Below are 20,655 nucleotides of genomic sequence, written 5' to 3' on the forward strand. Positions count from 1 at the left end.
CCATGGCACAGCTCAAGGTCACCCAGGTGAAGAGCAGCATCGGTACCAAGCACAACCACCGCGAGTCCCTCCGGACCCTGGGGTTGCGCAAGATCCGCCAGTCGGTGGTCCGCGAGGACTCGCCGCAGGTGCGCGGCCTGATCCACGCCGTGCGCCACCTGGTGGTCGTCGAGGAGGTCCAGTCGTGACCATCAAGATCCATGACCTGCGCCCGGCCCCCGGCGCCAAGACCGCGAAGACCCGGGTCGGTCGCGGTGAGGGCTCGAAGGGCAAGACCGCCGGTCGGGGCACGAAGGGCACCGGGGCGCGGAAGAACGTGTCGCCGCGCTTCGAGGGCGGCCAGATGCCGCTGCACATGCGCCTGCCCAAGCTCAAGGGCTTCCGCAACCCGTTCCGCACCGAGTACCAGGTCGTGAACGTCGGCGACCTGGCCCGGGTGTTCCCGGACGGCGGCCGGGTCGACGCGGACGCGCTGGTCCACGCCGGCCTGGTGCGGAAGAACGAACTGGTGAAGGTCCTCGGCAACGGCGACCTGAACGGCGTCAAGCTCGACGTCGTGGCCCACAAGTTCTCGGGCAGCGCGGTCGAGAAGATCGCTGCCGCCGGCGGCACCACCACGGTGCTCTGACCCGCGGCACCCCGTCGGAAGGCCCCCGGAGTCCACTCCGGGGGCCTTCCGCCTTGTGAGGGGCTTGCGCTCCCACCGCGCACCACCCCGGGCGTCGTGCCGCCCTCGGCGGCCCGCCTGCCCGGTGAGGCCCCTTCCGGCCCTTCCCCTCCGCACCGCACTTCCCGAGCCCTCTTCCGGGCCCTCTTCCGGGCTTTCTTCCGCACCACGGGCACCCCCTCGCCCCGGGCACCCTCGAAATCACCCAATCGAGACACCCGTTCACGCAGGGCGTAAATCCCACCGCCCAGGGGGCGCTGCCGGCCCGTGCGGCCCCGGCCCTCCGCCGAGCCGGACCCCACCCCGGCGAAGCGCCGCCCGGACCGCGGGACCGGCGCGCTCCGGCCGGGCGCGGCAGGCCCCTGACCACCGGCCGGCCCGACCCGGCCCACCCGCTCCCGGGGAGCCGCGGCGACCCGGTCGACCCACCCCCCGCACCGCCAACTTGATCCATTCGGCGGCTTGCGGACACGAGTAGTCGATCAAGTGCGAAGTGTGAACACCGTTCGCCAAAACTGTGAAGGACGACTGACTACGGCGATCGGCTCCGCGGCTGTTAAAGTCGCGGGCTGAACCCGGATGTCCTCCGGGTCGGTCGCGGCTACCCGCCGCTTCCGCACCGCCGGCGCGCCCGGTGGAAGAGACCGCAAGACTGTGCCGGCAACACAGCCGGTACCGCAGGATGCCGACCCAGGCGGGGCGGCAACGCTGATGGAGGTTCGCGTGCTCGGCGCATTCCGCTCGGCTCTCGCGACGCCGGACCTACGGAAGAAGATCCTCTTCACGCTGGGGATCATCGTGGTGTACCGGTTGGGCGCGACCATGCCCGCGCCGGGCGTCTCCTTCAAGAACGTCAAGATCTGCGTCGAGCAGGTCGACCAGCAGGGGATCTACTCCCTGATCAACCTGTTCAGCGGCGGTGCGCTGCTGAACTTGTCGATCTTCGCGCTGGGCATCATGCCCTACATCACCGCGAGCATCATCATCCAGCTGCTCACCGTGGTCATCCCGCGGTTCGAGCAGCTGAAGAAGGAAGGCCAGGCGGGTCAGGGCAAGCTGACCCAGTACACCCGCTACCTGACCATCGCGCTCGCGGTCCTCCAGTCGACCGGCATCGTGGCGCTGGCCGTGCGCGGCCAGCTGTTCGCCAACTGCGACGTCGACGTCATCCCCGAGCAGGGCGTCTGGACGCTCATCGTCCTGATCGTCACCATGACGGCCGGCACCAGCGTCATCATGTGGCTCGGTGAGATCATCACCGAGAAGGGGATCGGCAACGGCATGTCGCTGCTGATCTTCACCGGCATCGCGGCCCGCATCCCGGCCGAGGGCGGCCTCATCCTCAACCGCGGCGGCCTGACCTTCTTCCTGGTCTGCGTGGCGGCGCTGCTGATCATCGCGAGCGTCATCTACGTCGAGCAGGCCCAGCGCCGCATCCCGGTGCAGTACGCGAAGCGCATGATCGGCCGCCGGATGTACGGCGGCACCTCGACCTACCTGCCGCTGAAGGTGAACCAGGCCGGCGTCATCCCGGTCATCTTCGCCTCCTCGCTGCTCTACCTGCCCGACCTGATCTCGCGGCTGACCGCCTCGACCGACGGGTCGGCGCCCGGTTGGTTCGCGACCTTCGTCGCGACGCACCTGGTGACCCAGTCCAGCCCGGTGCACATCGCGCTGTACTTCCTGCTGATCGTCTTCTTCACCTACTTCTACGTCGGCATCACGTTCAACCCGGACGAGCGCGCCGACGAGATGAAGAAGTTCGGCGGGTTCATCCCGGGTATCCGACCGGGTCGACCCACCGCCGAGTACCTCCGCTTCGTCCTGGGGCGGATCACGCTGCCTGGCTCGATCTACCTGGGCATCGTCGCCATCCTGCCGAACTTCTTCCTGGACATCACCGACCAGGGCCAGAACCAGAACTTCCCGTTCGGCGGCACGGCGGTGCTGATCATGGTGGGTGTCGGCCTCGACACTGTTAAGCAGATCGAGAGCCAGCTCATGCAGCGCAATTACGAAGGGTTCCTCCGCTAGTGCGACTCGTTCTCGTCGGCCCGCCCGGAGCGGGCAAGGGCACTCAGGCCGAACTGCTCAAGACCAAGCTCGGCGTGCCGCACATCTCCACCGGGGACCTCTTCCGCGCCCACATCAGCCAGCAGACCGACCTCGGCAAGGAGGTCCAGGAGTACCTGGACTCCGGCGAGCTGGTGCCGGACGAGGTGACCAACGAGATGGTCCGGGACCGCCTGTCGCAGCCGGACGCCGCGAACGGCTTCCTGCTCGACGGCTTCCCCCGCAACGTCGCCCAGGCGGCCGTGCTCGCCGAGATCCTCGCCGCGGACGACGCCGCGCTGGACGCCGTGGTGGAGTTCCGCGTCCCCGAGGACGTCGTCGTGGAGCGGCTCCTGGCGCGCGGCCGGGCGGACGACAAGGAAGAGGTCATCCGCCACCGCCAGCAGGTGTACCGCTCGGAGACCGCTCCGCTGCTCGACCACTACTCCGGGATCGTCGTGTCCATCGACGCGGTCGGCGACGTGGAGGAGATCAGCGAGCGGGCGCTGCGGGCGCTGCGGTCGCAGCGCGACGAGAGGTGACCGGTGGTCTCCTCGACGTCCTGCGCAGGGCCGTACCGGGCGGTCGCGACCGCATGATCCAGATCAAGAGCCGCGGCCAGCTGGAGGCCATGCGGGCCGCCGGCCTGGTCGTGGCGCGGACCCTGGCGCTGCTGACCGAGCACACCGCGCCCGGCGTGAGCACGGCCGAGCTGGACGAGCTGGCCGAGCAGACCATCCGGGACGCGGGCGCGGTGCCGAGCTTCAAGGGCTACCACGGCTTCCCGGCGAGCATCTGCGCCTCGGTCAACGAGCAGGTCGTCCACGGCATCCCGGCCCGGACCCAGGTCCTGGCCGAGGGCGACCTGATCTCGATCGACTGCGGCGCGATCCTGGACGGCTGGCACGGCGACTCGGCGGTCACCCTCGCGGTGGGCGCCGTGACCGAGGCCGAGGCGAAGCTGTCCGAGGCGACCCGCGCGTCGATGCTCGCGGGCATCGAGGCGGCCGTGCCCGGCGGGCGGCTGGGCGACATCTCGTTCGCCATCGAGTCGGCCACGATCCTGGCGGGGGAGCGGGACGGCGTCGAGTACGGCATCGTCGAGGGCTACGGCGGCCACGGCATCGGCACCGAGATGCACATGGACCCGTTCCTGCCGAACTACGGCAAGCCCGGCAAGGGCGCCCGGCTCAAGGTGGGCATGGCGATCGCCATCGAGCCCATGCTGACGCTGGGCAGCGAGCGCACGAAGGAGCTGGACGACGGCTGGACCGTGATCACGGAGGACGGCTCGCGGGCCGCCCACTGGGAGCACAGCGTCGCCATCACCGACGACGGCCCGTGGGTCCTCACCGCCCCGGAGGAGTGAGCAGCGCGGCCCCGCCCCCGCGGCGGGGCACCGGGCCGGGTGCGGTCCCGAGCACCGGGACGGGTGCGGTCCGGACCGCCGGGCCGGGGGCCCGCCCCCTTCTGCGGCTGGCCGCCCCGCGCCACGATGGACCGGTGACGCAGCCCCACCGGACCCCGCCGCCCGCCACCGCCGGCCACCGACCGCCGCCGCCCGCCGACGAGCCGCCCGGCGGCGCGAGGGCCGCGTTCCGGGTCCTCGCGGTCCTCTGGCTCAGCGCGGGCGCGCTGGGCCTCACCCTCTGGTTCCTGGCCGGCCTGCTGGGCGGCGGGGGTCTCGCGCCCCCGTGGTTCCCGTGGGTGGCGCTGCCCGCCGGCTCGGTGCTCGGCGTCGCCTGGCTCGTGTCCGGCAGGCAGCGGAGGTGAACGACTTCCGGCGCGCCGACCGCGCGGCCGTCGCCGACGAGCTGACCCGGGCGCGGGCCGCGGGCCGGCTGACCGAGGCGGAGTACGGGGAGCGCGTCCGGCGCGTCGCCGCCGCCGACAGCTACGCCGAGCTGGTGGCGCTCACCGGCGACCTGCCGCCCGACGCCCCGCGCCCGCCCGCCCGGCGGTCGAGGGGCAAGCGGGTGGTCCTCCACCTCGCGGTGACGGCGGCGAACCTCGTGGCGTGGGGCGCGCTGTGCCTGGTGCTCGGCGAGCCGGTGCACCCCTGGTGGGTGTGGATCGCCCTGCTGGGGGGCCTGCTGGTGCTCCTCGCGCCGTGACGCCCGGGCGCCGCACCGGCCTTGACCGGCCCCGATTTGGGCATCCTCGCCCACGCGCGTACTATGGACGGGTGGCGCACTCGTAGCGCCGGTTCCGCCATGCCCGTGACGCTAGAAGACGGCTGGCAGGGTTCGCAAGGGCCTTGAAGGAGTCGGGGCTCCGCGTGGCCGCAACCCACCAGTGAAGCACCCACCGTCACGAAACGCGGAGGACATGGGCAAGAAGGACGGGGCCATTGAGGTCGAGGGCCGCGTAGTCGAGCCGCTCCCCAACGCGATGTTCCGCGTCGAGTTGGAGAACGGGCACAAGGTCCTGGCACACATCAGCGGCAAGATGCGTCAGCACTACATCCGCATCCTCCCAGAGGACCGGGTTGTCGTGGAGCTCTCGCCCTACGACCTGTCCCGCGGGCGCATCGTCTACCGCTACAAGTGACCTCCACGGTGTCCGCGCAACTCGCCGGGCACCTGGTTACGAGCAGGAGAGCTCAGGCGTGAAGGTCCAGCCGAGCGTCAAGAAGATCTGCGACAAGTGCAAGGTGATCCGCCGCCACGGCCGGGTCATGGTGATCTGCGAGAACCTGCGCCACAAGCAGCGCCAGGGCTGACCAGAGCCGCCTAGCACGACGTCGTGGTCCTCGCGGACGCGACACAAGCAAGCCTCTTCGCACCTGCGCCACCACCGTGCACCGCGGTGGCGCACACCCCCGGAACCCAGGCCGGGGCCGGGACACCGGCCGTGAGAGCGGTCGGTGCTGACACAGCGAGTCAGTCCCGGAATCGGGCGAGGAGCAGACCTGGGGCGAACCGACAGGAGCAAGCGCCGTATGGCACGACTCGCTGGCGTCGACCTCCCCCGCGAGAAGCGGATGGAGATCGCGCTCACCTACATCTTCGGCATTGGTCGCACCCGTTCCAAGGAACTGCTGATCGCCACCGGGGTGTCCCCCGACCTGCGCGTCAAGGACCTCGGCGACGACGACCTCGCCAAGCTGCGGGACTACATCGAGAACAACTTCAAGGTCGAGGGTGACCTCCGCCGCGAGGTTCAGGCCGACATCCGCCGCAAGATGGAAATCGGCTGCTACGAGGGCCTGCGCCACCGTCGCAACCTGCCCGTCCGCGGGCAGCGCACCAAGACGAACGCGCGCACTCGTAAGGGTCCGAAGAAGACCGTTGCGGGCAAGAAGAAGGCCGGCAAGAAGTAAGACCTCGCGAACCAGCAAGTAGGAGATCACCCAGAGATGCCACCCAAGTCCCGCACGGGCGCCGGGGTCAAGAAGGTCCGGCGCAAGGAGAAGAAGAACGTCTCGCACGGCCAGGCGCACATCAAGAGCACGTTCAACAACACCATCGTGTCCATCACGGACCCGATGGGCAACGTGATCAGCTGGGCCTCCGCCGGCCACGTCGGCTTCAAGGGCTCCCGCAAGTCGACGCCGTTCGCCGCCCAGATGGCCGCCGAGAACGCCGCCCGCAAGGCCGCCGAGCACGGCATGCGCAAGGTCGACGTGTTCGTGAAGGGTCCCGGCTCCGGCCGCGAGACCGCGATCCGCTCGCTCCAGGCCGCCGGCCTGGAGGTCGGCACCATCCAGGACGTGACCCCGCAGCCCCACAACGGCTGCCGCCCGCCCAAGCGGCGCCGGGTCTGAGGCACGGGGAGGAGTAAGCACACATGGCTCGCTACACGGGACCAGCCACCCGCATCTCCCGCCGGCTCAAGGTCGACCTCGTCGGCGGCGACCAGGCGTTCGAGCGGCGCCCCTACCCGCCCGGCCAGCACGGCCGCGGCCGGATCAAGGAGTCGGAGTACCTGCTCCAGCTCCAGGAGAAGCAGAAGGCCCGCTACACGTACGGCGTGCTGGAGAAGCAGTTCCGCCGCTACTACGAGGAAGCGGTCCGCCGCACCGGCAAGACCGGTGAGAACCTGCTGCAGATCCTGGAGTCCCGCCTGGACAACGTGGTGTACCGCGCGGGTCTCGCGCGCACCCGCCGCCAGGCCCGCCAGCTGGTCAGCCACGGGCACTTCCTGGTCAACGGCCACAAGGTGAACATCCCGAGCTACCGGGTGTCGAAGTTCGACATCATCGACGTGAAGCCGAAGTCGCTGCCCACGCTGCCCTTCGAGGCCGCGCGCGCGTCGTTCGGCGACCGTCCCATCCCGGCGTGGCTCCAGGTCGTGCAGTCCAACCTGCGCGTCCTGGTGCACCAGCTGCCGGAGCGGGCGCAGATCGACACGCCCGTCACCGAGCAGCTCATCGTCGAGCTCTACTCGAAGTGATCCTCCCGGGGGACGGCCCACGCCGTCCCCCGGTCGGGTCCCGCGACGGCACGGAATGGTGTGCCGCACGCGTTCGCCGGTCTCCGCGACCGGCACTCCCGGCGTCATATGGCGGTCGCCGGGTTTGAGAGAGGAAGAACCCGATGCTGATTTCCCAGCGCCCCTCGCTCAGCGAGGAAGCGGTCAACGAGACCCGCTCCCGGTTCGTCATCGAGCCGCTGGAGCCGGGCTTCGGCTACACCCTCGGCAACTCCATCCGCCGCACCCTGCTGTCCTCCATCCCCGGCGCGGCCGTGACCAGCATCCGCATCGACGGCGTGCTGCACGAGTTCACGACCGTCCCCGGCGTGAAGGAGGACGTCACCGACATCATCCTCAACCTCAAGGAGCTGGTCGTCAGCTCCGAGGAGGACGAGCCGGTGACCATGTACCTGCGCAAGCAGGGGCCGGGCGCGGTGACCGCCGGCGACATCGTGCCCCCGGCCGGTGTCACGGTGCACAACCCCGACCTGCACATCGCGACCCTGAACGGCAAGGGCAAGCTGGAGATCGAGCTCGTGGTCGAGCGCGGTCGCGGCTACGTCCCCGCCGTGCAGAACAAGCAGGCCGGAGCCGAGATCGGCCGCATCCCCGTCGACTCGATCTACTCGCCCGTCATGAAGGTGACCTACAAGGTCGAGGCCACCCGTGTCGAGCAGCGGACCGACTTCGACAAGCTGATCCTCGACGTGGAGACCAAGCCCTCCATCACGCCGCGCGACGCCGTCGCGTCGGCGGGCAAGACGCTGGTGGAGCTGTTCGGCCTCGCGCGCGAGCTGAACGTCGACGCCGAGGGCATCGAGATCGGACCGTCGCCCGCCGAGGCGGACACCATCGCGGCGTTCGCGATGCCGATCGAGGACCTGGACCTCACCGTCCGGTCCTACAACTGCCTCAAGCGCGAGGGCATCCACACGGTGGGCGAGCTGGTCTCGCGCAGCGAGGCGGACCTGCTGGACATCCGCAACTTCGGCGCCAAGTCGATCGACGAGGTCAAGATGAAGCTCGTCGGCCTCGGCCTCGCGCTGAAGGACAGCCCCCCCGGGTTCGACCCGTCGGCCGCCGCGTCCGAGTACCCCGCCGAGGGCTGGGGCGCGGACACGACCGTGGACACCCACGACGACGGCCAGGACTACGCGGAGACCGAGCAGCTCTGAGGCCGCTTGACGGCCGGGCCGGAGCAGAGGATCAGAAAGTAATCCGAGGAGCAATTCGATGCCTACCCCCACCAAGGGACCCCGTCTCGGGGGCTCGCCGGCCCATGAGCGGCTCATGCTGGCCAACCTGGCCACGTCGCTGTTCACCCACGGTCGGATCACGACCACGGAGGCGAAGGCCAAGCGGCTGCGCCCCTACGCCGAGAAGCTGATCAGCAAGGCGAAGGTCGGCGACCTGCACAACCGTCGCGAGATCCTCAAGGTCATCCGCGACAAGGACGTCGTGCACAAGCTGTTCGCCGAGATCGGCCCGCAGTTCGCGGACCGGCCGGGCGGTTACACCCGCATCACCAAGACGCTGCCGCGCAAGGGCGACAACGCCCCCATGGCCGTGATCGAGCTGGTGGCGGAGAAGACCGTCACGTCCGAGGCCGAGCGGGCCCGCAAGACCAAGTTCGCCAAGGACGAGGCCCCCGAGGCCGCCGCCCCCGCGGACACCGCCGAGGTCGCGGACCAGGACGCGGAAGCGCCCGAGTCGGCCACCAAGGACGCCGCCGAGGAGCCCGCCGAGGGCGCCGCGGACGACGACACCACCAAGGCCGAGAAGGACAAGTCCTGACCGACCTGCTCGCCGACGAGCCCGTCGCCCCCTCAGGGGGTGACGGGCTCGTTCGCGTGCGCCTGGACCTCGCCTACGACGGCACGGGGTTCTCCGGCTGGGCGCGGCAGCCGGAGCGCCGCACGGTGTGCGGGGTGCTGGAGGACACCATGTCCACGGTGCTGCGCGAGGACGTGAACCTGACCGTGGCGGGCCGGACGGACGCCGGCGTGCACGCGGCCGGCCAGGTGGCGCACGCCGACCTCCCGGCCGCGGTGGACGTCGCCGGGCTGCCCCGCCGGCTGGCGCGCGCCCTGCCCGCCGACGTCCGGGTCTTCTCCGCCCGCGTCGTGCCGCCGGCGTTCGACGCGCGGTTCTCGGCGCTGCGGCGGCACTACGAGTACCGGGTGACCGACGCCCCGCACGGCGCGCACCCGCTGCGGCGCGCGGACACCCTGGCGTGGCCGCGCCCGCTGGACGAGGGCGCGCTGAACGCGGCGTCGGCCCTGCTGCTGGGGGAGCGGGACTTCTGCGCGTTCTGCAAGCGGCGGGAGGGCGCGACCACCATCCGCGAGCTGCAGCGCCTGACCTGGGAGCGGTCCGGCGACGTGCTGACCGCCCGCGTGTCGGCGGACGCGTTCTGCCACTCGATGGTGCGCAGCCTGGTCGGCGCGCTGCTGGCGGTGGGCGAGGGGCGCAAGCCGGTGCCGTGGCCCGCTTCGCTGCTGGCCTCCACCACCCGGTCGAGCGCGGTGACGGTCGCGCCGCCGCACGGGTTGTCGCTGGTGCGGGTGGACTACCCGCAGGACGCGGACCTGGCCGCGCGGGCGCTGGTCACGCGGAACGTGCGCGGCGCACCGACCAGCTGAGCCACAGCGCCCCACCGAGCGGGATCTCCAGCACGTAGGTGAAGAACGCGAACAGCAGCACGCCCGCTGCGGCCGGCTCGGGCGGCGTGCCCAGGGCGAGCAGCAGCGCGATCGTGCCGTTCTCGCTGACCCCGAACCCGCCGGGCGTGATCACCGCCAGGGTGAGCAGGCGGCTGACGGCGAACGCGGCGACCAGCGCGGCGAGCGGGAGCCGGGCGCCGGTGGCGGCCAGGCAGCACCACAGCAGCAGCGCCTGGAGCACCAGGTAGGCGGTCATGCCCAGGGTCATGCCGACCCAGCCGGCGCGGACGACCTGGCCCGTCTCGCGGTGCAGGCGCAGCAGCCAGCGGCGGGCCCGGCCCCCGAGCAGCCCGGCGAGCCACCGCAGCCTGGTGAGGGCCACGACGGCGAGCGCCAGCGCGCCGGCGGTGGCGGTGGTGGCGGCCAGGACGCCGTGGCCGAGGACGGCCGCGCCCTGGACGGCCAGCGCCACCACCGGCAGGGCGACCCGGAAGACGGCGTTCCACAGGCCGGTGACGACGGCCGACGTGGCGATGGCGCGCGCGGTGTGGCCCCAGCTCGACGCCATCACGGCGGTCACCGCGACACCGGCCGCGCCGCCGAACGGGAGCAGGTTGCTGACCGCGCTGCCGGCGGCGTTGAGGCTGAACGCCCGGGCGCGGCGCAGGCCGGGCAGCGAGCCGGTGAGGACGTGGGTGTAGGCCCAGAGGCCGGCCAGCCACAGGGCGGTGAGGCCGAGCAGCGGGGCGGGGCCCACGTCGGCCAGCCGCTGCCCGAGGGCGGCCCAGCCGACGCCGCCGAGGGCGGGGACCAGGGCGGCGACCAGGTAGGCGGCCAGCGCCAGGGAGGCGGCGGAGGCGGCGGCGCGCAGCCAGGTGCGGGTGCGCGTGCGGGTGCGGGTGTGCGGGCGGGTCGGGCGGTCGGCGGGGTCGCCGGCGGTCCGGTCGGCGCCGGTCCGGTCGGCGCCGGGTGGTGGTGCCGGTGCTGGGCCGGGTGGTGCGGGGTCGGGTAGCGCCGGTGCGTGGTCGAGCGGTGTCGGGTCGGGTGGTGCGGGGTCGGGTGGTGCGGGGTCGGGTGGTGCGGGGTCGGGCGGTGCGGGGTCGGGCGGTGCGGGGTCGGGCGGTGCGGGGTCGGGCGGTGCGGGGTCGGGCGGTGGTGCAGATGCGGAGCCGGGTGGTGCCGGTGCGGGGTCGGGCGGTGGTGTGGGGTCGGGCGGTGCGTGCGGCGTGGTGCCGGGTGGCGGGGGCTCGGGCCTGGCCGCGCGCCTGGGTTCCTGCTCGGGTTTCCGCCCGGATCCCCGCTCGGGTCCCTGCCCGGATCGGGGATCGGGGTTGGCCTCCGGCCCCCGGTTCGATCGTCCCACGGCGCACCGACACTTTCCGCGGTTCACCGGCTCCAGGCCCGCAAGCGCTTGCGCTCGACGTACCACTCGGTGCCCAGGACCAGGCGGAACAGGGGGCCGGGCAGGCTCAGCAGGGCGGTGAGGGTCCGGGGCCCGTCGCCGCCCGTCGTCTGGGTCGCGTGGGCCGCCAGGGCGGCCCGCTTCTGCGGGGCGTACCGCCGCACGTCGACCCGGTGGGTGATCCGGTGGCGCGGGGTGTAGGCCGTCGTGAACGGGGTCAGGTCGAAGTCGCGGGCCAGCCTCGCCAGGCGCAGGCCGCGCAGCAGCAGGGTCCGGTCGACGGTGGCCTCCCAGACCCTCGGCGTGCCGGCGAGCTCCGCCGCCAGCGCGCCCACCCGGTGCACCTGCACGTGGTCGGGGTGGCCGTAGCCGCCGGTCGGGTCGTAGGTGGTCAGCAGGTCCGCGCGTTCCTCGTGCAGCAACTCCGCCAGCCGGTCCGCCGCCTCCGGCACCCCCGCCCGCGCAAAACCGCCCGGCCCGGACCCGCCCGAGCCGGACCCGTTCCGCCCGGACCCGCCCGAGCCGTCGAGCCCCGAGTCCTCGTAGCCGAGGAACTCGACGCGCGCGCAGCCCAGCGCCTTCGCCGACGCGTGCGCCTCCCTCGTCCGCACCGCGCCCAGGTCCCCGCGCGCCGCCGAGAGCCCGCGCTCGCCCGCCGTCGCCACGACGAGGACGACCCGGTGCCCCTCGGCCGCGAGGCGGGCCATCGTCCCGCCGGTCAGCAGGGCCTCGTCGTCCGGGTGGGCGTGGAAGAACACGCACGTTCGGCTCACAGGTGCAAGAGTGTCAGTTGCTCCGTCCGGCGGCTTGACGGGAGGGCCCGTGTCGACCGTCCACCTCACCGACTGCTTCCTCCCGCGCCTGGGCGGGATCGAGGTCCAGGTCGCCGGCCTGGCCGACGCGCAACGCCGGACCGGCGAGCAGGTGCACGTCGTCACCGCCACCCGGCACGCCGAGCAGCGACCCGGGTACGCCGTGCACCGCATCACCGCCCGCCTGCCGGGCAGCCCGCCGGTGCACCCGCGGGCGGGCGCCCACCTGGACCGGCTGCTGGCGGGGCTGCGGCCGGAGGTCGTCTACGTGCACCTGGGCGCGGTCTCGCCGTTCGGGTGGTCGGGGATCCGGTCGGCGTTGCGGCTCGGCCTGCCGACGGTTGCGATCGTGCACAGCATGTGGGACCCGGTGGTGCGGCGCCTGTACGGCGGGCTGGACCGGTGGCGGGGTTGGACCCGCGCGCCGCTCGTGCTGGCCGCGGTGAGCCGGGCCGCCGCCGAGCGGGTGCGGGTGGCGCTGCCGGGCGTGCCGGTGGCGGTGGTGCCCAACGGCATCGCGCCCGAGCTGTGGCGGGGCATCCCGGCGCAGCGGCCGGACGGCGCGGTGCACGTGGTGTCGGTGGGGCGGCTGGCGCCCCGCAAGCAGCCGATGCACCTGCTGGCCGTGCTGCGGGAGGTGCGGCGGCGGGTGGGGGACCTGAGGGCGACGATCGCCGGTGCGGGGCCGGAGCTGCCCGCGATGCGCCGCTACCTGCGCCGGCACGGCATGGACTGGGTGAGCCTGCCGGGCCGGCTGGACCGCGACGGGGTGGTGCGGCTGCTGGCGGGCGCGGACCTGTTCGTCAACCCGACGGCGGCGGAGGCGTTCGGGCTGGCGGCGCTGGAGGCGAGGACGGCCGGCGTGCCGGTGGTCGCCCGGCCGGGCACGGGGGTGGCGGACTTCGTGCGGGACGGCGTGGAGGGCCTGCTGTCGGACGACCTGGCGGGCGCGGTGACCCGCCTGGCCGCCGACCGCGCCGAGCGCCGGCGCATCGCCCGGCACAACCGCGACACCGACCCGGCCTGCACGTGGCCGCGGGTGCTGGAGGCCCTGGCGGAGTGCCGGGACCGGGCGAGGCGCGCCGACCGCGCCACCGGCCGGCACCGCTGAACCGCACGACCGGCGCGGCTAGACCGCCAGGTCGGAGATGTCCAGCCGGAACGGGACCGGCGAGGCGGTGATCGGGGCCTCCGTGCCCGGCTTGAGGACGTCCTCCTCCCGGTAGAGGCCCTCGTCCAGGCGGTACGCGGTCAGCCGCGGCTCGCTGAGTTCGCTGGACTGGTCGACCGCCCAGAAGAACGGCACCCCTGCGCCCGCGTAGCCGAGCATCTTCAGCTCGCGCTCCACGCGCGGGTTTCCAGGTGACCAGATCTCCACGGCCAGGGCCAGGGCCTCGGCCGGGAAGCTCACCCCGACGGGGGGTCTGGTCAGCACCACCACGTCCGGGATCAGCGCGGTGCGGAACGCCGTGGAGATCCGCACGTTCACGGCGGGGACCACGTGCAGGTCCGACCGCCCCGCGGCGCGCACGGCCTCTCGGATCGCCAGGGCGAGGGTGAACGCGGCGAGCTGGTGCTCGCCGGAGGGTGCGGGGCTCACGTGGATGTGTCCAAGGATCAACTCGACGCGTGACCCGTCCGCGGTGGGGTTCAGGGCCAACCAGTCCTCGACGGTGTGCGGGCCGATCGCCGGGCGACGAGGGGCGCCCGGTGGCCCGTACCCCTGTTCCGGAGCTGCGGACACGGCTCCACCTCCCGGTTCGACTCCGACCACAGTGTTCCATGGTCCACCAAACGGGTGAGGTCATGCGACAGCGGCCCGGTGGAGTCAGTAGACGGTCAGGTCGGCGACGTCCAGGGTGATCGGGACCGGTGAGGCGGTGACGGCGGCGGCCTCGCCCGGCTTGAGGGCGTTCTCCTCCCGGTACGCGCCCTTGTCCAGGCGGTACGCGGTCAGGCGCAGGCCGTCGTGCGCGCCCTGCCGGTCGACCGCCCAGAAGAACGGCACGCCGGCGCCCGCGTAGCCGAGCATCGTGAACTGGCGCTCCGCGAGCGAGTTGCCGGGCGACCAGACCTCCACGGCCAGGGCCAGGGCCTCGGCCGGGAAGCTCGCGCCGACCGGTGGCTGGTTGAGCACCACCACGTCGGGGACCAGCGCCGTGCGGAAGGGGGTGGTGATCCGCACGCCCACCGCCGTGACCACGTAGAAGCCGGTCTGCCGGGCGGCGGCGACGGCGTCCTCCAGGGGGCGGATGAGCCGGCTGGCCGCGTACTGGTGCTCACCGGAGGGCGCGGAAGTCACGTGGAGGTCTCCGAGGATCAGTTCGATGCGCGAGCCGTCCACCGTGGGCGGCAGGTCCAGCCAGTCCTCGACGGTGTGCGGGCCGATCGCCGGGTACGGCCTGGTCGTCCGCGGCGCGTACCCGTGCTCCGGTGCTGCGGCCACGGTCCCACCCTCTTGACTCGATGTCGGGTGATCAGTGTTCCACAAGCCGCCAAACGGGTGATGGCGCGCGACGGCCCCCGCACCGCGGGCGGTGCGGGGGCCGGTCGGGTCGCCGCGGTCGGGTCGCCGCGGTCGGGTCACAGGTCGAGCGTCCAGGAGTCGATGTGGCCGGTGTCCTGGCCGTACCAGTCGCGCACGCGCAGCTCCCAGGCGCCGTTCGCGTCCTCCGCCGACAGGTCCACCGGGAAGGTCGCGTCGACGTCGTCCGCGCCGTCCGACCCGCTCTGCGGCTTGAGCCGCTGCACCGCGCCGCTCGGGGCGACCAGGTCGATCGACAGGTCACCGCGGTGGGGGTGCTTGACGTGCACCTCGACGGTGGCCCCCGACCCGGCCTTGCCGGCGCAGCCGGTGACGGTGATGGTGCTGCCGGCGGTGCCCCGGTCCGGCACGGGCACGTCGGTGTCGCTGGTCTGCGCCGGGCAGCCGTCGGGCGGCGGGGCGGCGCCGCCGACCACGCGCAGCAGCTTGTTCGGCGAGCCGCTGCCGGCGTCGGTCACCACGTCGGGGGTCGCGCCCGCCACCAGGGCGTCGCGCACCTGCTGCGGGGTCGCCGACGGGTTCGCGGACAGGTGGACCGCCGCCGCGCCGACCACGTGCGGGGTGGCCATCGAGGTGCCGCTGATGGTCTTGGTGGCCGTGTCGTCGGTGAGCCAGGCGGAGGTGATGTCCGAGCCCGGCGCGAAGAGGTCCAGGCAGCCGCCGATGTTGGAGAACGCCGAGCGCGCGTCGGTGGGGGCGGTCGAGCCGACGGTGATGCCCTCGGCGACGCGCGCGGGCGAGGTCTCGCACGCGTCCCCGCCCTTGTCGTTGCCCGCGGCCAGGCCGTAGGTCACGCCGGCCGCGATGGAGTTGCGCACCGCCTGGTCGACGGTCGCGTTCGAGTCGCCGCCCAGGGACATGTTCGCGACGGCCGGCTTGGCGGCGTTGGCCGTCACCCAGTCGATACCCGCGATCACGCCCGAGTAGGAGCCGGAGCCGGAGCAGTCCAGCACCCGCACGCCGACCAGCCCGACCTTCTTGGCGACGCCGTGCGCCGTGCCGCCGACGGTGCCCGCGACGTGCGTGCCGTGGCCGTTGCAGTCGGCGGGGTCGTCGTCGTCGTCCACGACGTCGCGGCCCGGCGCGACCCGGCCGCCGAAGTCGGCGTGCGAGGCGCGGATGCCCGTGTCGATGATGTAGGCGGTGACGCCCTCGCCCTCGTTGGGGTGGGTGTAGGTGTCGTCCAGCGGCAGGGCGGCCTGGTCGACGCGGTCCAGGCCCCACGACGGGGTGGGCGTCTGGGCGCCGGTGAGCCGGACCTCGACGTCCTGCTGGACGTAGGCGACCGACGGGTCGGCGGCCAGCTCGCGGGCGTTCGCCTCGCTCATGGTCGCGGCGAAGCCGCGCAGGGCGCTGGTGTAGGTGTGCTTCACGTTCGCCTGGTACTGGGCGCCCAGCTCGGCGGCGCTGCTGGTGCTCGTCTCGTCGAGCACCACGATGAAGCTGTCCTTGATCGCGTTCTCGGCGCCGAGGCCGAGGACGTCGCCCTCGGCGGCGGCCGGGGGCGAAGCGGTCAGGGCGGCCGTGACGGCGAACGCGGCGCCGGCAGCCCCGGCGCCGGTCCACCGCTTGGCCCGGGACGGGCGGACGTCTCCCATGGCGGGGTCTCCTGTTCGCGGGCCGGGCGCCCGGTCGGGCCGCCCCCGGACCCTGTCGGGCGCGGTGAGCCGCCGCCGGTTCGCCCTGCGTGCTCGGGCAAGGACCTACCGGGGATACCCGTCCAACGGCGTTTCCACAGAATTCACCCGATCTGTGAACGAGAAGCCACGCAAAGTGGTGAAGGCCCCGGGGACGACGAACGGCGCCCCGGACCTCGGGGTCCGGGGCGCCGCCGCGCTCGTGCCGACGGGTCAGTCGCCGCGGCGGACGGCGCCCAGGATCTGCTGCTCACCCGGCGTGGTCACCAGCCGCAGCGGGAGCCACAGGTTCGCGCCCAGCGCGATCACCTGGTCGTCCTTCAGCGTGGTCAGCTGGTGCGCCATCCGCGGCGGCAGCCGCCAGATCTGGCCGGCCAGCTGCGCCTGCCCGACCGGCAGCCGCTGCAGCAGCACCAGGTCGGCGGTGGTGGCGGTGCTCGCCGCCTGCGGGTGCAGGTACGGCAGCACGTACATCGTCGTCTGCCACGGCGAGCGCGGCGGGAACAGCTCCTGCGGCACGTGGCCGCCGTCGTGCACGACCAGCAGCGGGCTGTCCTCCGACGGGCGGGGCAGCTCCACCGGGCTCAGCCGGCGCAGCTGCACCAGCGGCGAGGGCCGCCCGTCCTGGCCCGTGCCCGCCGCCCGCACCACCGGCTGCCACGCCTGCGGCCGGCCGGTCGCGATGGTGATCCACGCGCCGGTCGCCATCGCGCGCAGCGCGACCTGCCGCGCCAGGTACAGCCCGCCGACCACGACCATGCGGGTCGGCGCGGACCGCAGCACCGAGATCGTCAGCGGCTCGCCCTTCGGGCCCGAGCCCAGCACCATGCCGCCCCGGTCGCCGGAGGGCGAGACCACGTCCAGCAGTTGCGGCGCGACGAGGAACTCGGGCGCGACGCCCCGCCCCTGGCCGCGGGTGTCCAGCAGCCGCGAGCCGCTCACGCGACACCTCCCAGCGGCAGGGTGGCGGCCAGCCCGGCGACCTGCAGGCCGTTCAGCGGGGTCAGCGTGACGTCCAGCTTGTCGGCCAGCGCCTTGATCCGGTCGTCGGCGCGGCCCAGCTCGGAGGGCGTGCGGGCCGAGACCCGTACCAGGCCGCGCAGGCCGACCTGGCCCTGCTCGCTGCTCGGCGAGATCGTCATCGACAGCGTCGAGGACAGCGCCCGCACGCCGGTCAGCGCGTTGAGGTTGTTCCGCATCCCCTTGGCCGGCCAGCCGGTGATCGCGTAGGAGGCGTGGCCGACGCCGCCCGCGGTGACGCCGGACCACTTCTCGCGCAGCGACACCGCGTTGTTCGAGCCCGCCACCGAGGTCAGCTCGGCGGCCGAGATGCCGGCGCGGATCAGCTCGTCGGGGTCCAGCGGCCGGATCGCCACGCCCGCGGACTCCAGCGCGTTGCGGACCCGCGACAGCGCGCCGATCAGCGCCCGGTGCGCGCCCACGACGCCGCCGCCGCGCTCGCGGATCGCCGCCGCGCACCGCCTCGGGTCCAGCCGCACCGCGATCCACGTGGTGCGCCGGGCCGCCGCCGGCAGCGGGCCCAGCACCTCCAGGTACGAGTTGAGCGCCGGCGAGTTCGCCGGCAGCGCCGCGCTGCCCGGGTAGCAGTGCCAGATGACCGAGATCGCGTCCAGCACGACGCCCCGGTCCTCCAGGGTCGGCGCGAGCGCGCCCAGCGGCAGCGCCGGCGCGCTGCCCACCGCCGTGACCAGGCCGGGCGCCGGGTCGACCAGCAGCACGGCCGTCCACGCGCCCTGGTGCCAGGCCATGCCCAGCGGGCGGCGCTCGTGGTCGGCGCCCCTGGCCACCACCAGGTCCGGCACGGCCAGCCGCAGCAGCGCCACGCGCGGGTCGTCCGGGCCGATGACCGAGGTCTCCTCCTCCGACGGCGGCTTCATCTCCACCGGCCCGCTGCGCTTGGCGGTGCGGGTGTGGCCGCGCAGGTTGTAGCGCGCGACGAGCCCGATCCACTGGGTCAGCCAGCGGCCCCGGGAGCGCGTGAAGGCGAGGACGAGGGAGACCAGCACGATGCCGCCCGCCGTGTACGCCAGGGCGGGCGCGATCCCGTCGCCGGTGGCGCCGATCGCGAGCAGGACCAGGCCGATCGCGACGCCGACCTCCAGGACCACCAGGTTGGCGACCGGCAGGGAGCCGAAGCCCGCGCCGGTGGCGCGGCGGCGGGCCCGGAGCAGGGCGGCGCGCACGGCGCCCCCGGCGGCCTGGGCGCGCGCCGCGGCGGGGTTGGGCGGGCCCGGATGTGGGGCGGTCACGGACATCCGATCTCGTTCTCTTTCCCGTCGGCGTTCGGCGGGTGGACCGATCGGGTCTGACCAACCCGCGCACGCGCCACCCGCCGTCCGGCTATCGTGCAGACCGTACCGCGACTGGGAGAGCAGCGAGCCAGAATGGCATCAACACCCACCACCAAGTCACAGGTCCAGGCTTACCGCTTCGTGCTGCGCAGGATGCAGTCCGCCTTGGTGCGCCGGGACGCGGTGATGCTGCACGATCCGATGCGCACGCACTCGCGCGCCACCGCGGTGGGTGTGATCCTCGGCGTCATCGGCCTGATCGGCTTCCTGGTGTTCGGCTTCTTCTCGCCGGACCCGAAGATCGACGACCAGACCCAGATCGCGATCAGCAAGGAGACCGGCCAGGTCTACGTGGTGCGGCGCCAGCCCACCCAGCTGATCCCGATGACCAACCTGGCCTCCGCGCGGCTGCTGCTGCTCAACCAGCAGTCCCCGGACCGGGGCCAGCCCGCGGTCACCGGCGGCGACGCGCAGGCGGGCGTGGCCGGCGCCGCGCCCGGCGTCGCGGGCGGCGAGCCCAAGCTGGTCAGCGAGAAGGCGCTCGCCCGGCTGCCCAAGGGCAGGCTCACCGGCATCCCGGACGGCCCCGACGTGCTGCCCGCCAAGCCGGAGGACCGGATCGGCTCGGAGTGGGGCGTGTGCGACACGCTCGACCTGGACGACACGCTGAACAACCCGGCGTCCAAGGGGAAGTTCGAGACGACGGTCCTGGCCGGCATGAGCGGCGGCCGGCTGCTGGACGGCAACAAGGCGCTGCTGGTGCGCGCGGGCACCGACGACCGGCAGGCTTACCTGATCTACAAGGCCCCGGTGAACTCGAAGATCACCTCGACGTCGACCGTGCGGGCCAAGGTGGACCTGAGCCGCCCCGAGGTGCTGACCGCGCTGAACCTGCGCGACAAGACGGTCCGCGCCATCAGCTCCGGCCTGCTCAACGCGATCCCCGAGGCCAAGCCGCTGCGCGCGCCGGAGATCCCCGGCCTCGGCGACCCGGTGACCTACCTCAACGGCGTCAACCTGGAGGTGGGCGACGTGATCGAGGTCGTGCGCACCGGGTCCGAGCCGGTGTTCTACGTGGCGCTCCAGGACGCGCTCCAGGAGATCAGCCGGGCGGCGGGCGACCTGATCCGCGCGGCCTACGCGCAGGGCGCGGACGCCAAGCGGGTCGACATCGCCCGCATCGACACCAAGAAGCCGGCCCAGCCGCTGGACTTCCTGGACTACCCGGCCGAGGTCCCCGACACCCTGGAGCCCAACCAGAACAACCGGGTGGTGTGCCTGAACTGGCGGGCGGAGAACGTCAACGCCGACAACCGGTCCCAGCACACCCAGGTCACCATCGCGCCGTCGCTGCCGGTGCCCGGCGACGCGGTGGCCGTCGACATCAACCAGGTCGGGGCGACCGGCGAGGTGGTCGGCAAGTTCATGATGGCGCCGGGCAAGTCGGCGGTGGTCCGCTCGGCCACGTCCACCCAGGACTTCCGCAGCGGCCCGATCCACCTGGTCACCGGCCGCGGCGTGAAGTACGGCATCCCCGACACCGTGGTCAGCGCGGCGCTGGGCCTGGGCGACCAGTTCACGCCCGGACCGGAGTCGATCCTGCGGCTGCTGCCCAACGGGCCGCAGCTCAACCGCAACGACGCCGTGCGCAGCTGGGACTCCATCCCGGTGCCCAAGGACCTCGGCCGGCTGCCCGAGGACGGGCAGGGGCAGGCGGCCGGCGGCTGACCGGCGTCCCCGGCGCGGGAACCGGCCGGGGCCGCTCCCCGTCACAGGGGCAGGAGGTGGCCGGGTGGACGAGGTGTCACGACCCGCGGCCCCGGCGCGCGCCGGCGGGATCGCCGTGGACGCGCGCTGGGTCGAGCTGTACGCGAAGCGGGTGGACGAGGCCGCGCGGGAGCTGGCGCGCGCCCGCGCCGACCTGCGGTCCGCCCCGGTGCGCCCGGAGAGCTTCGGCGAGCTCGGGCGTGCCCTGCGCGGCGCCGAGACCTACGGCCGCGCGGCCGACCTGCTGGGCCGGCAGCTCGACCGGGCGTGCGAGGTGCTGGCGTCCGCGGCGCGCGGCCTGAGCGCCGTGGCCGAGTACTACGGCTCGCAGGACGCGGAAGCCGTCGCGCTGATCAAGAACGCCGACCGGCGCTAGGGGGCT

At 73.3% G+C, this 20,655-nt stretch carries 25 protein-coding genes; 18 read left to right on the forward strand and 7 right to left on the reverse strand.

The window, feature by feature from the left end:
• Nucleotides 1-2 precede the first annotated feature (2 nt).
• The 15 genes from rpmD (at nucleotide 3) to truA (ending at nucleotide 9,777) form a co-directional block, all read left to right on the forward strand.
• Nucleotides 3-188, forward strand: coding sequence for a 50S ribosomal protein L30 (rpmD, locus tag JOE68_RS17710; RefSeq protein ID WP_204843433.1), 186 nt, complete (start codon nucleotides 3-5; stop codon nucleotides 186-188).
• On the forward strand, nucleotides 185-628 hold the full coding sequence (rplO, locus tag JOE68_RS17715) for a 50S ribosomal protein L15 (RefSeq protein WP_307819723.1): 444 nt from the start codon (nucleotides 185-187) through the stop codon (nucleotides 626-628). The genes rpmD and rplO overlap by 4 nt, the downstream gene beginning before the upstream one ends.
• A gap of 762 nt (nucleotides 629-1,390) precedes the next feature.
• Complete coding sequence (gene secY, locus JOE68_RS17720) at nucleotides 1,391-2,701, forward strand: preprotein translocase subunit SecY (RefSeq protein ID WP_204843434.1); 1,311 nt, start codon at nucleotides 1,391-1,393, stop codon at nucleotides 2,699-2,701.
• Complete coding sequence (locus JOE68_RS17725; protein ID WP_204843435.1) at nucleotides 2,701-3,261, forward strand: adenylate kinase; 561 nt, start codon at nucleotides 2,701-2,703, stop codon at nucleotides 3,259-3,261. Before secY ends, JOE68_RS17725 begins: the two co-directional genes overlap by 1 nt.
• A gap of 53 nt (nucleotides 3,262-3,314) precedes the next feature.
• The gene (gene map, locus JOE68_RS17730; RefSeq protein WP_204846153.1) at nucleotides 3,315-4,088 is read left to right on the forward strand and encodes a type I methionyl aminopeptidase; all 774 of its coding nucleotides are present in this window, start codon (nucleotides 3,315-3,317) and stop codon (nucleotides 4,086-4,088) included.
• Nucleotides 4,089-4,222: 134 nt separating this feature from the next.
• A complete protein-coding gene (locus tag JOE68_RS17735; RefSeq protein WP_204843436.1) occupies nucleotides 4,223-4,492 on the forward strand; it encodes a hypothetical protein in 270 nt (89 codons plus the stop codon).
• Nucleotides 4,489-4,833, forward strand: coding sequence for a DUF1707 SHOCT-like domain-containing protein (locus tag JOE68_RS17740; protein WP_204843437.1), 345 nt, complete (start codon nucleotides 4,489-4,491; stop codon nucleotides 4,831-4,833). Before JOE68_RS17735 ends, JOE68_RS17740 begins: the two co-directional genes overlap by 4 nt.
• A gap of 214 nt (nucleotides 4,834-5,047) precedes the next feature.
• Nucleotides 5,048-5,269 (forward strand): translation initiation factor IF-1, encoded by a 222-nt coding sequence (gene infA / locus JOE68_RS17745; protein WP_005166804.1) that lies wholly within the window; start codon nucleotides 5,048-5,050, stop codon nucleotides 5,267-5,269.
• A 58-nt stretch (nucleotides 5,270-5,327) separates the two neighbouring features.
• Nucleotides 5,328-5,441 carry a 50S ribosomal protein L36 gene (gene rpmJ / locus JOE68_RS17750; protein WP_010148647.1) on the forward strand — a complete coding sequence of 38 codons (114 nt, stop codon included), beginning with the start codon at nucleotides 5,328-5,330 and terminating at the stop codon, nucleotides 5,439-5,441.
• A 219-nt stretch (nucleotides 5,442-5,660) separates the two neighbouring features.
• A complete protein-coding gene (gene rpsM, locus JOE68_RS17755) occupies nucleotides 5,661-6,041 on the forward strand; it encodes a 30S ribosomal protein S13 (RefSeq protein ID WP_204843438.1) in 381 nt (126 codons plus the stop codon).
• 36 nt (nucleotides 6,042-6,077) lie between these two features.
• Nucleotides 6,078-6,485, forward strand: coding sequence for a 30S ribosomal protein S11 (rpsK, locus tag JOE68_RS17760; protein ID WP_033436732.1), 408 nt, complete (start codon nucleotides 6,078-6,080; stop codon nucleotides 6,483-6,485).
• A gap of 23 nt (nucleotides 6,486-6,508) precedes the next feature.
• Nucleotides 6,509-7,114 (forward strand): 30S ribosomal protein S4, encoded by a 606-nt coding sequence (gene rpsD, locus JOE68_RS17765; RefSeq protein WP_204843439.1) that lies wholly within the window; start codon nucleotides 6,509-6,511, stop codon nucleotides 7,112-7,114.
• Between the two features lie 143 nt (nucleotides 7,115-7,257).
• Nucleotides 7,258-8,310, forward strand: a complete 1,053-nt coding sequence (locus JOE68_RS17770; RefSeq protein ID WP_204843440.1) for a DNA-directed RNA polymerase subunit alpha — start codon at nucleotides 7,258-7,260, stop codon at nucleotides 8,308-8,310.
• A gap of 58 nt (nucleotides 8,311-8,368) precedes the next feature.
• Nucleotides 8,369-8,929, forward strand: a complete 561-nt coding sequence (gene rplQ / locus JOE68_RS17775; protein ID WP_204843441.1) for a 50S ribosomal protein L17 — start codon at nucleotides 8,369-8,371, stop codon at nucleotides 8,927-8,929.
• 56 nt (nucleotides 8,930-8,985) lie between these two features.
• Nucleotides 8,986-9,777, forward strand: a complete 792-nt coding sequence (gene truA, locus JOE68_RS17780) for a tRNA pseudouridine(38-40) synthase TruA (protein WP_204843442.1) — start codon at nucleotides 8,986-8,988, stop codon at nucleotides 9,775-9,777.
• On the opposite strand, the gene JOE68_RS32260 is transcribed toward truA, so the two are convergent.
• Nucleotides 9,743-11,161: a lysylphosphatidylglycerol synthase transmembrane domain-containing protein gene (locus tag JOE68_RS32260; protein ID WP_204843443.1), complete on the reverse strand. Its 1,419-nt coding sequence runs from the start codon at nucleotides 11,159-11,161 to the stop codon at nucleotides 9,743-9,745. The genes truA and JOE68_RS32260 overlap by 35 nt on opposite strands.
• 23 nt (nucleotides 11,162-11,184) lie before the next feature.
• Nucleotides 11,185-11,973, reverse strand: a complete 789-nt coding sequence (locus JOE68_RS17790) for a PIG-L deacetylase family protein (protein WP_204843444.1) — start codon at nucleotides 11,971-11,973, stop codon at nucleotides 11,185-11,187.
• Between the two features lie 49 nt (nucleotides 11,974-12,022).
• On the opposite strand from JOE68_RS17790, the gene JOE68_RS17795 reads away from it, so the two are divergent.
• The gene (locus tag JOE68_RS17795) at nucleotides 12,023-13,123 is read left to right on the forward strand and encodes a glycosyltransferase family 4 protein (RefSeq protein ID WP_204843445.1); all 1,101 of its coding nucleotides are present in this window, start codon (nucleotides 12,023-12,025) and stop codon (nucleotides 13,121-13,123) included.
• Between the two features lie 18 nt (nucleotides 13,124-13,141).
• Here JOE68_RS17795 and JOE68_RS17800 read toward each other — a convergent pair whose 3' ends face one another.
• From JOE68_RS17800 to eccE, 5 genes are all read right to left on the reverse strand, one after another.
• Nucleotides 13,142-13,786: a Uma2 family endonuclease gene (locus tag JOE68_RS17800; RefSeq protein ID WP_307819724.1), complete on the reverse strand. Its 645-nt coding sequence runs from the start codon at nucleotides 13,784-13,786 to the stop codon at nucleotides 13,142-13,144.
• 54 nt (nucleotides 13,787-13,840) lie between these two features.
• The gene (locus JOE68_RS17805) at nucleotides 13,841-14,458 is read right to left on the reverse strand and encodes a Uma2 family endonuclease (protein WP_204843447.1); all 618 of its coding nucleotides are present in this window, start codon (nucleotides 14,456-14,458) and stop codon (nucleotides 13,841-13,843) included.
• Nucleotides 14,459-14,595: 137 nt separating this feature from the next.
• Nucleotides 14,596-16,155 carry a S8 family peptidase gene (locus JOE68_RS17810; protein WP_204843448.1) on the reverse strand — a complete coding sequence of 520 codons (1,560 nt, stop codon included), beginning with the start codon at nucleotides 16,153-16,155 and terminating at the stop codon, nucleotides 14,596-14,598.
• A gap of 252 nt (nucleotides 16,156-16,407) precedes the next feature.
• Nucleotides 16,408-17,136 (reverse strand): hypothetical protein, encoded by a 729-nt coding sequence (locus JOE68_RS17815; RefSeq protein WP_204843449.1) that lies wholly within the window; start codon nucleotides 17,134-17,136, stop codon nucleotides 16,408-16,410.
• A complete protein-coding gene (gene eccE / locus JOE68_RS17820) occupies nucleotides 17,133-18,470 on the reverse strand; it encodes a type VII secretion protein EccE (RefSeq protein ID WP_239562278.1) in 1,338 nt (445 codons plus the stop codon). The genes JOE68_RS17815 and eccE overlap by 4 nt, the downstream gene beginning before the upstream one ends.
• Before the next feature lie 129 nt (nucleotides 18,471-18,599).
• Between eccE and eccB the strand changes: the two genes are divergently transcribed.
• Nucleotides 18,600-20,234, forward strand: coding sequence for a type VII secretion protein EccB (eccB, locus tag JOE68_RS17825; protein WP_204843450.1), 1,635 nt, complete (start codon nucleotides 18,600-18,602; stop codon nucleotides 20,232-20,234).
• A gap of 64 nt (nucleotides 20,235-20,298) precedes the next feature.
• Nucleotides 20,299-20,649, forward strand: a complete 351-nt coding sequence (locus JOE68_RS17830; protein WP_204843451.1) for a hypothetical protein — start codon at nucleotides 20,299-20,301, stop codon at nucleotides 20,647-20,649.
• Nucleotides 20,650-20,655 lie beyond the last annotated feature (6 nt).

Source organism: Saccharothrix algeriensis (assembly GCF_016907655.1).
GTDB lineage: Bacteria > Actinomycetota > Actinomycetes > Mycobacteriales > Pseudonocardiaceae > Actinosynnema > Actinosynnema algeriense.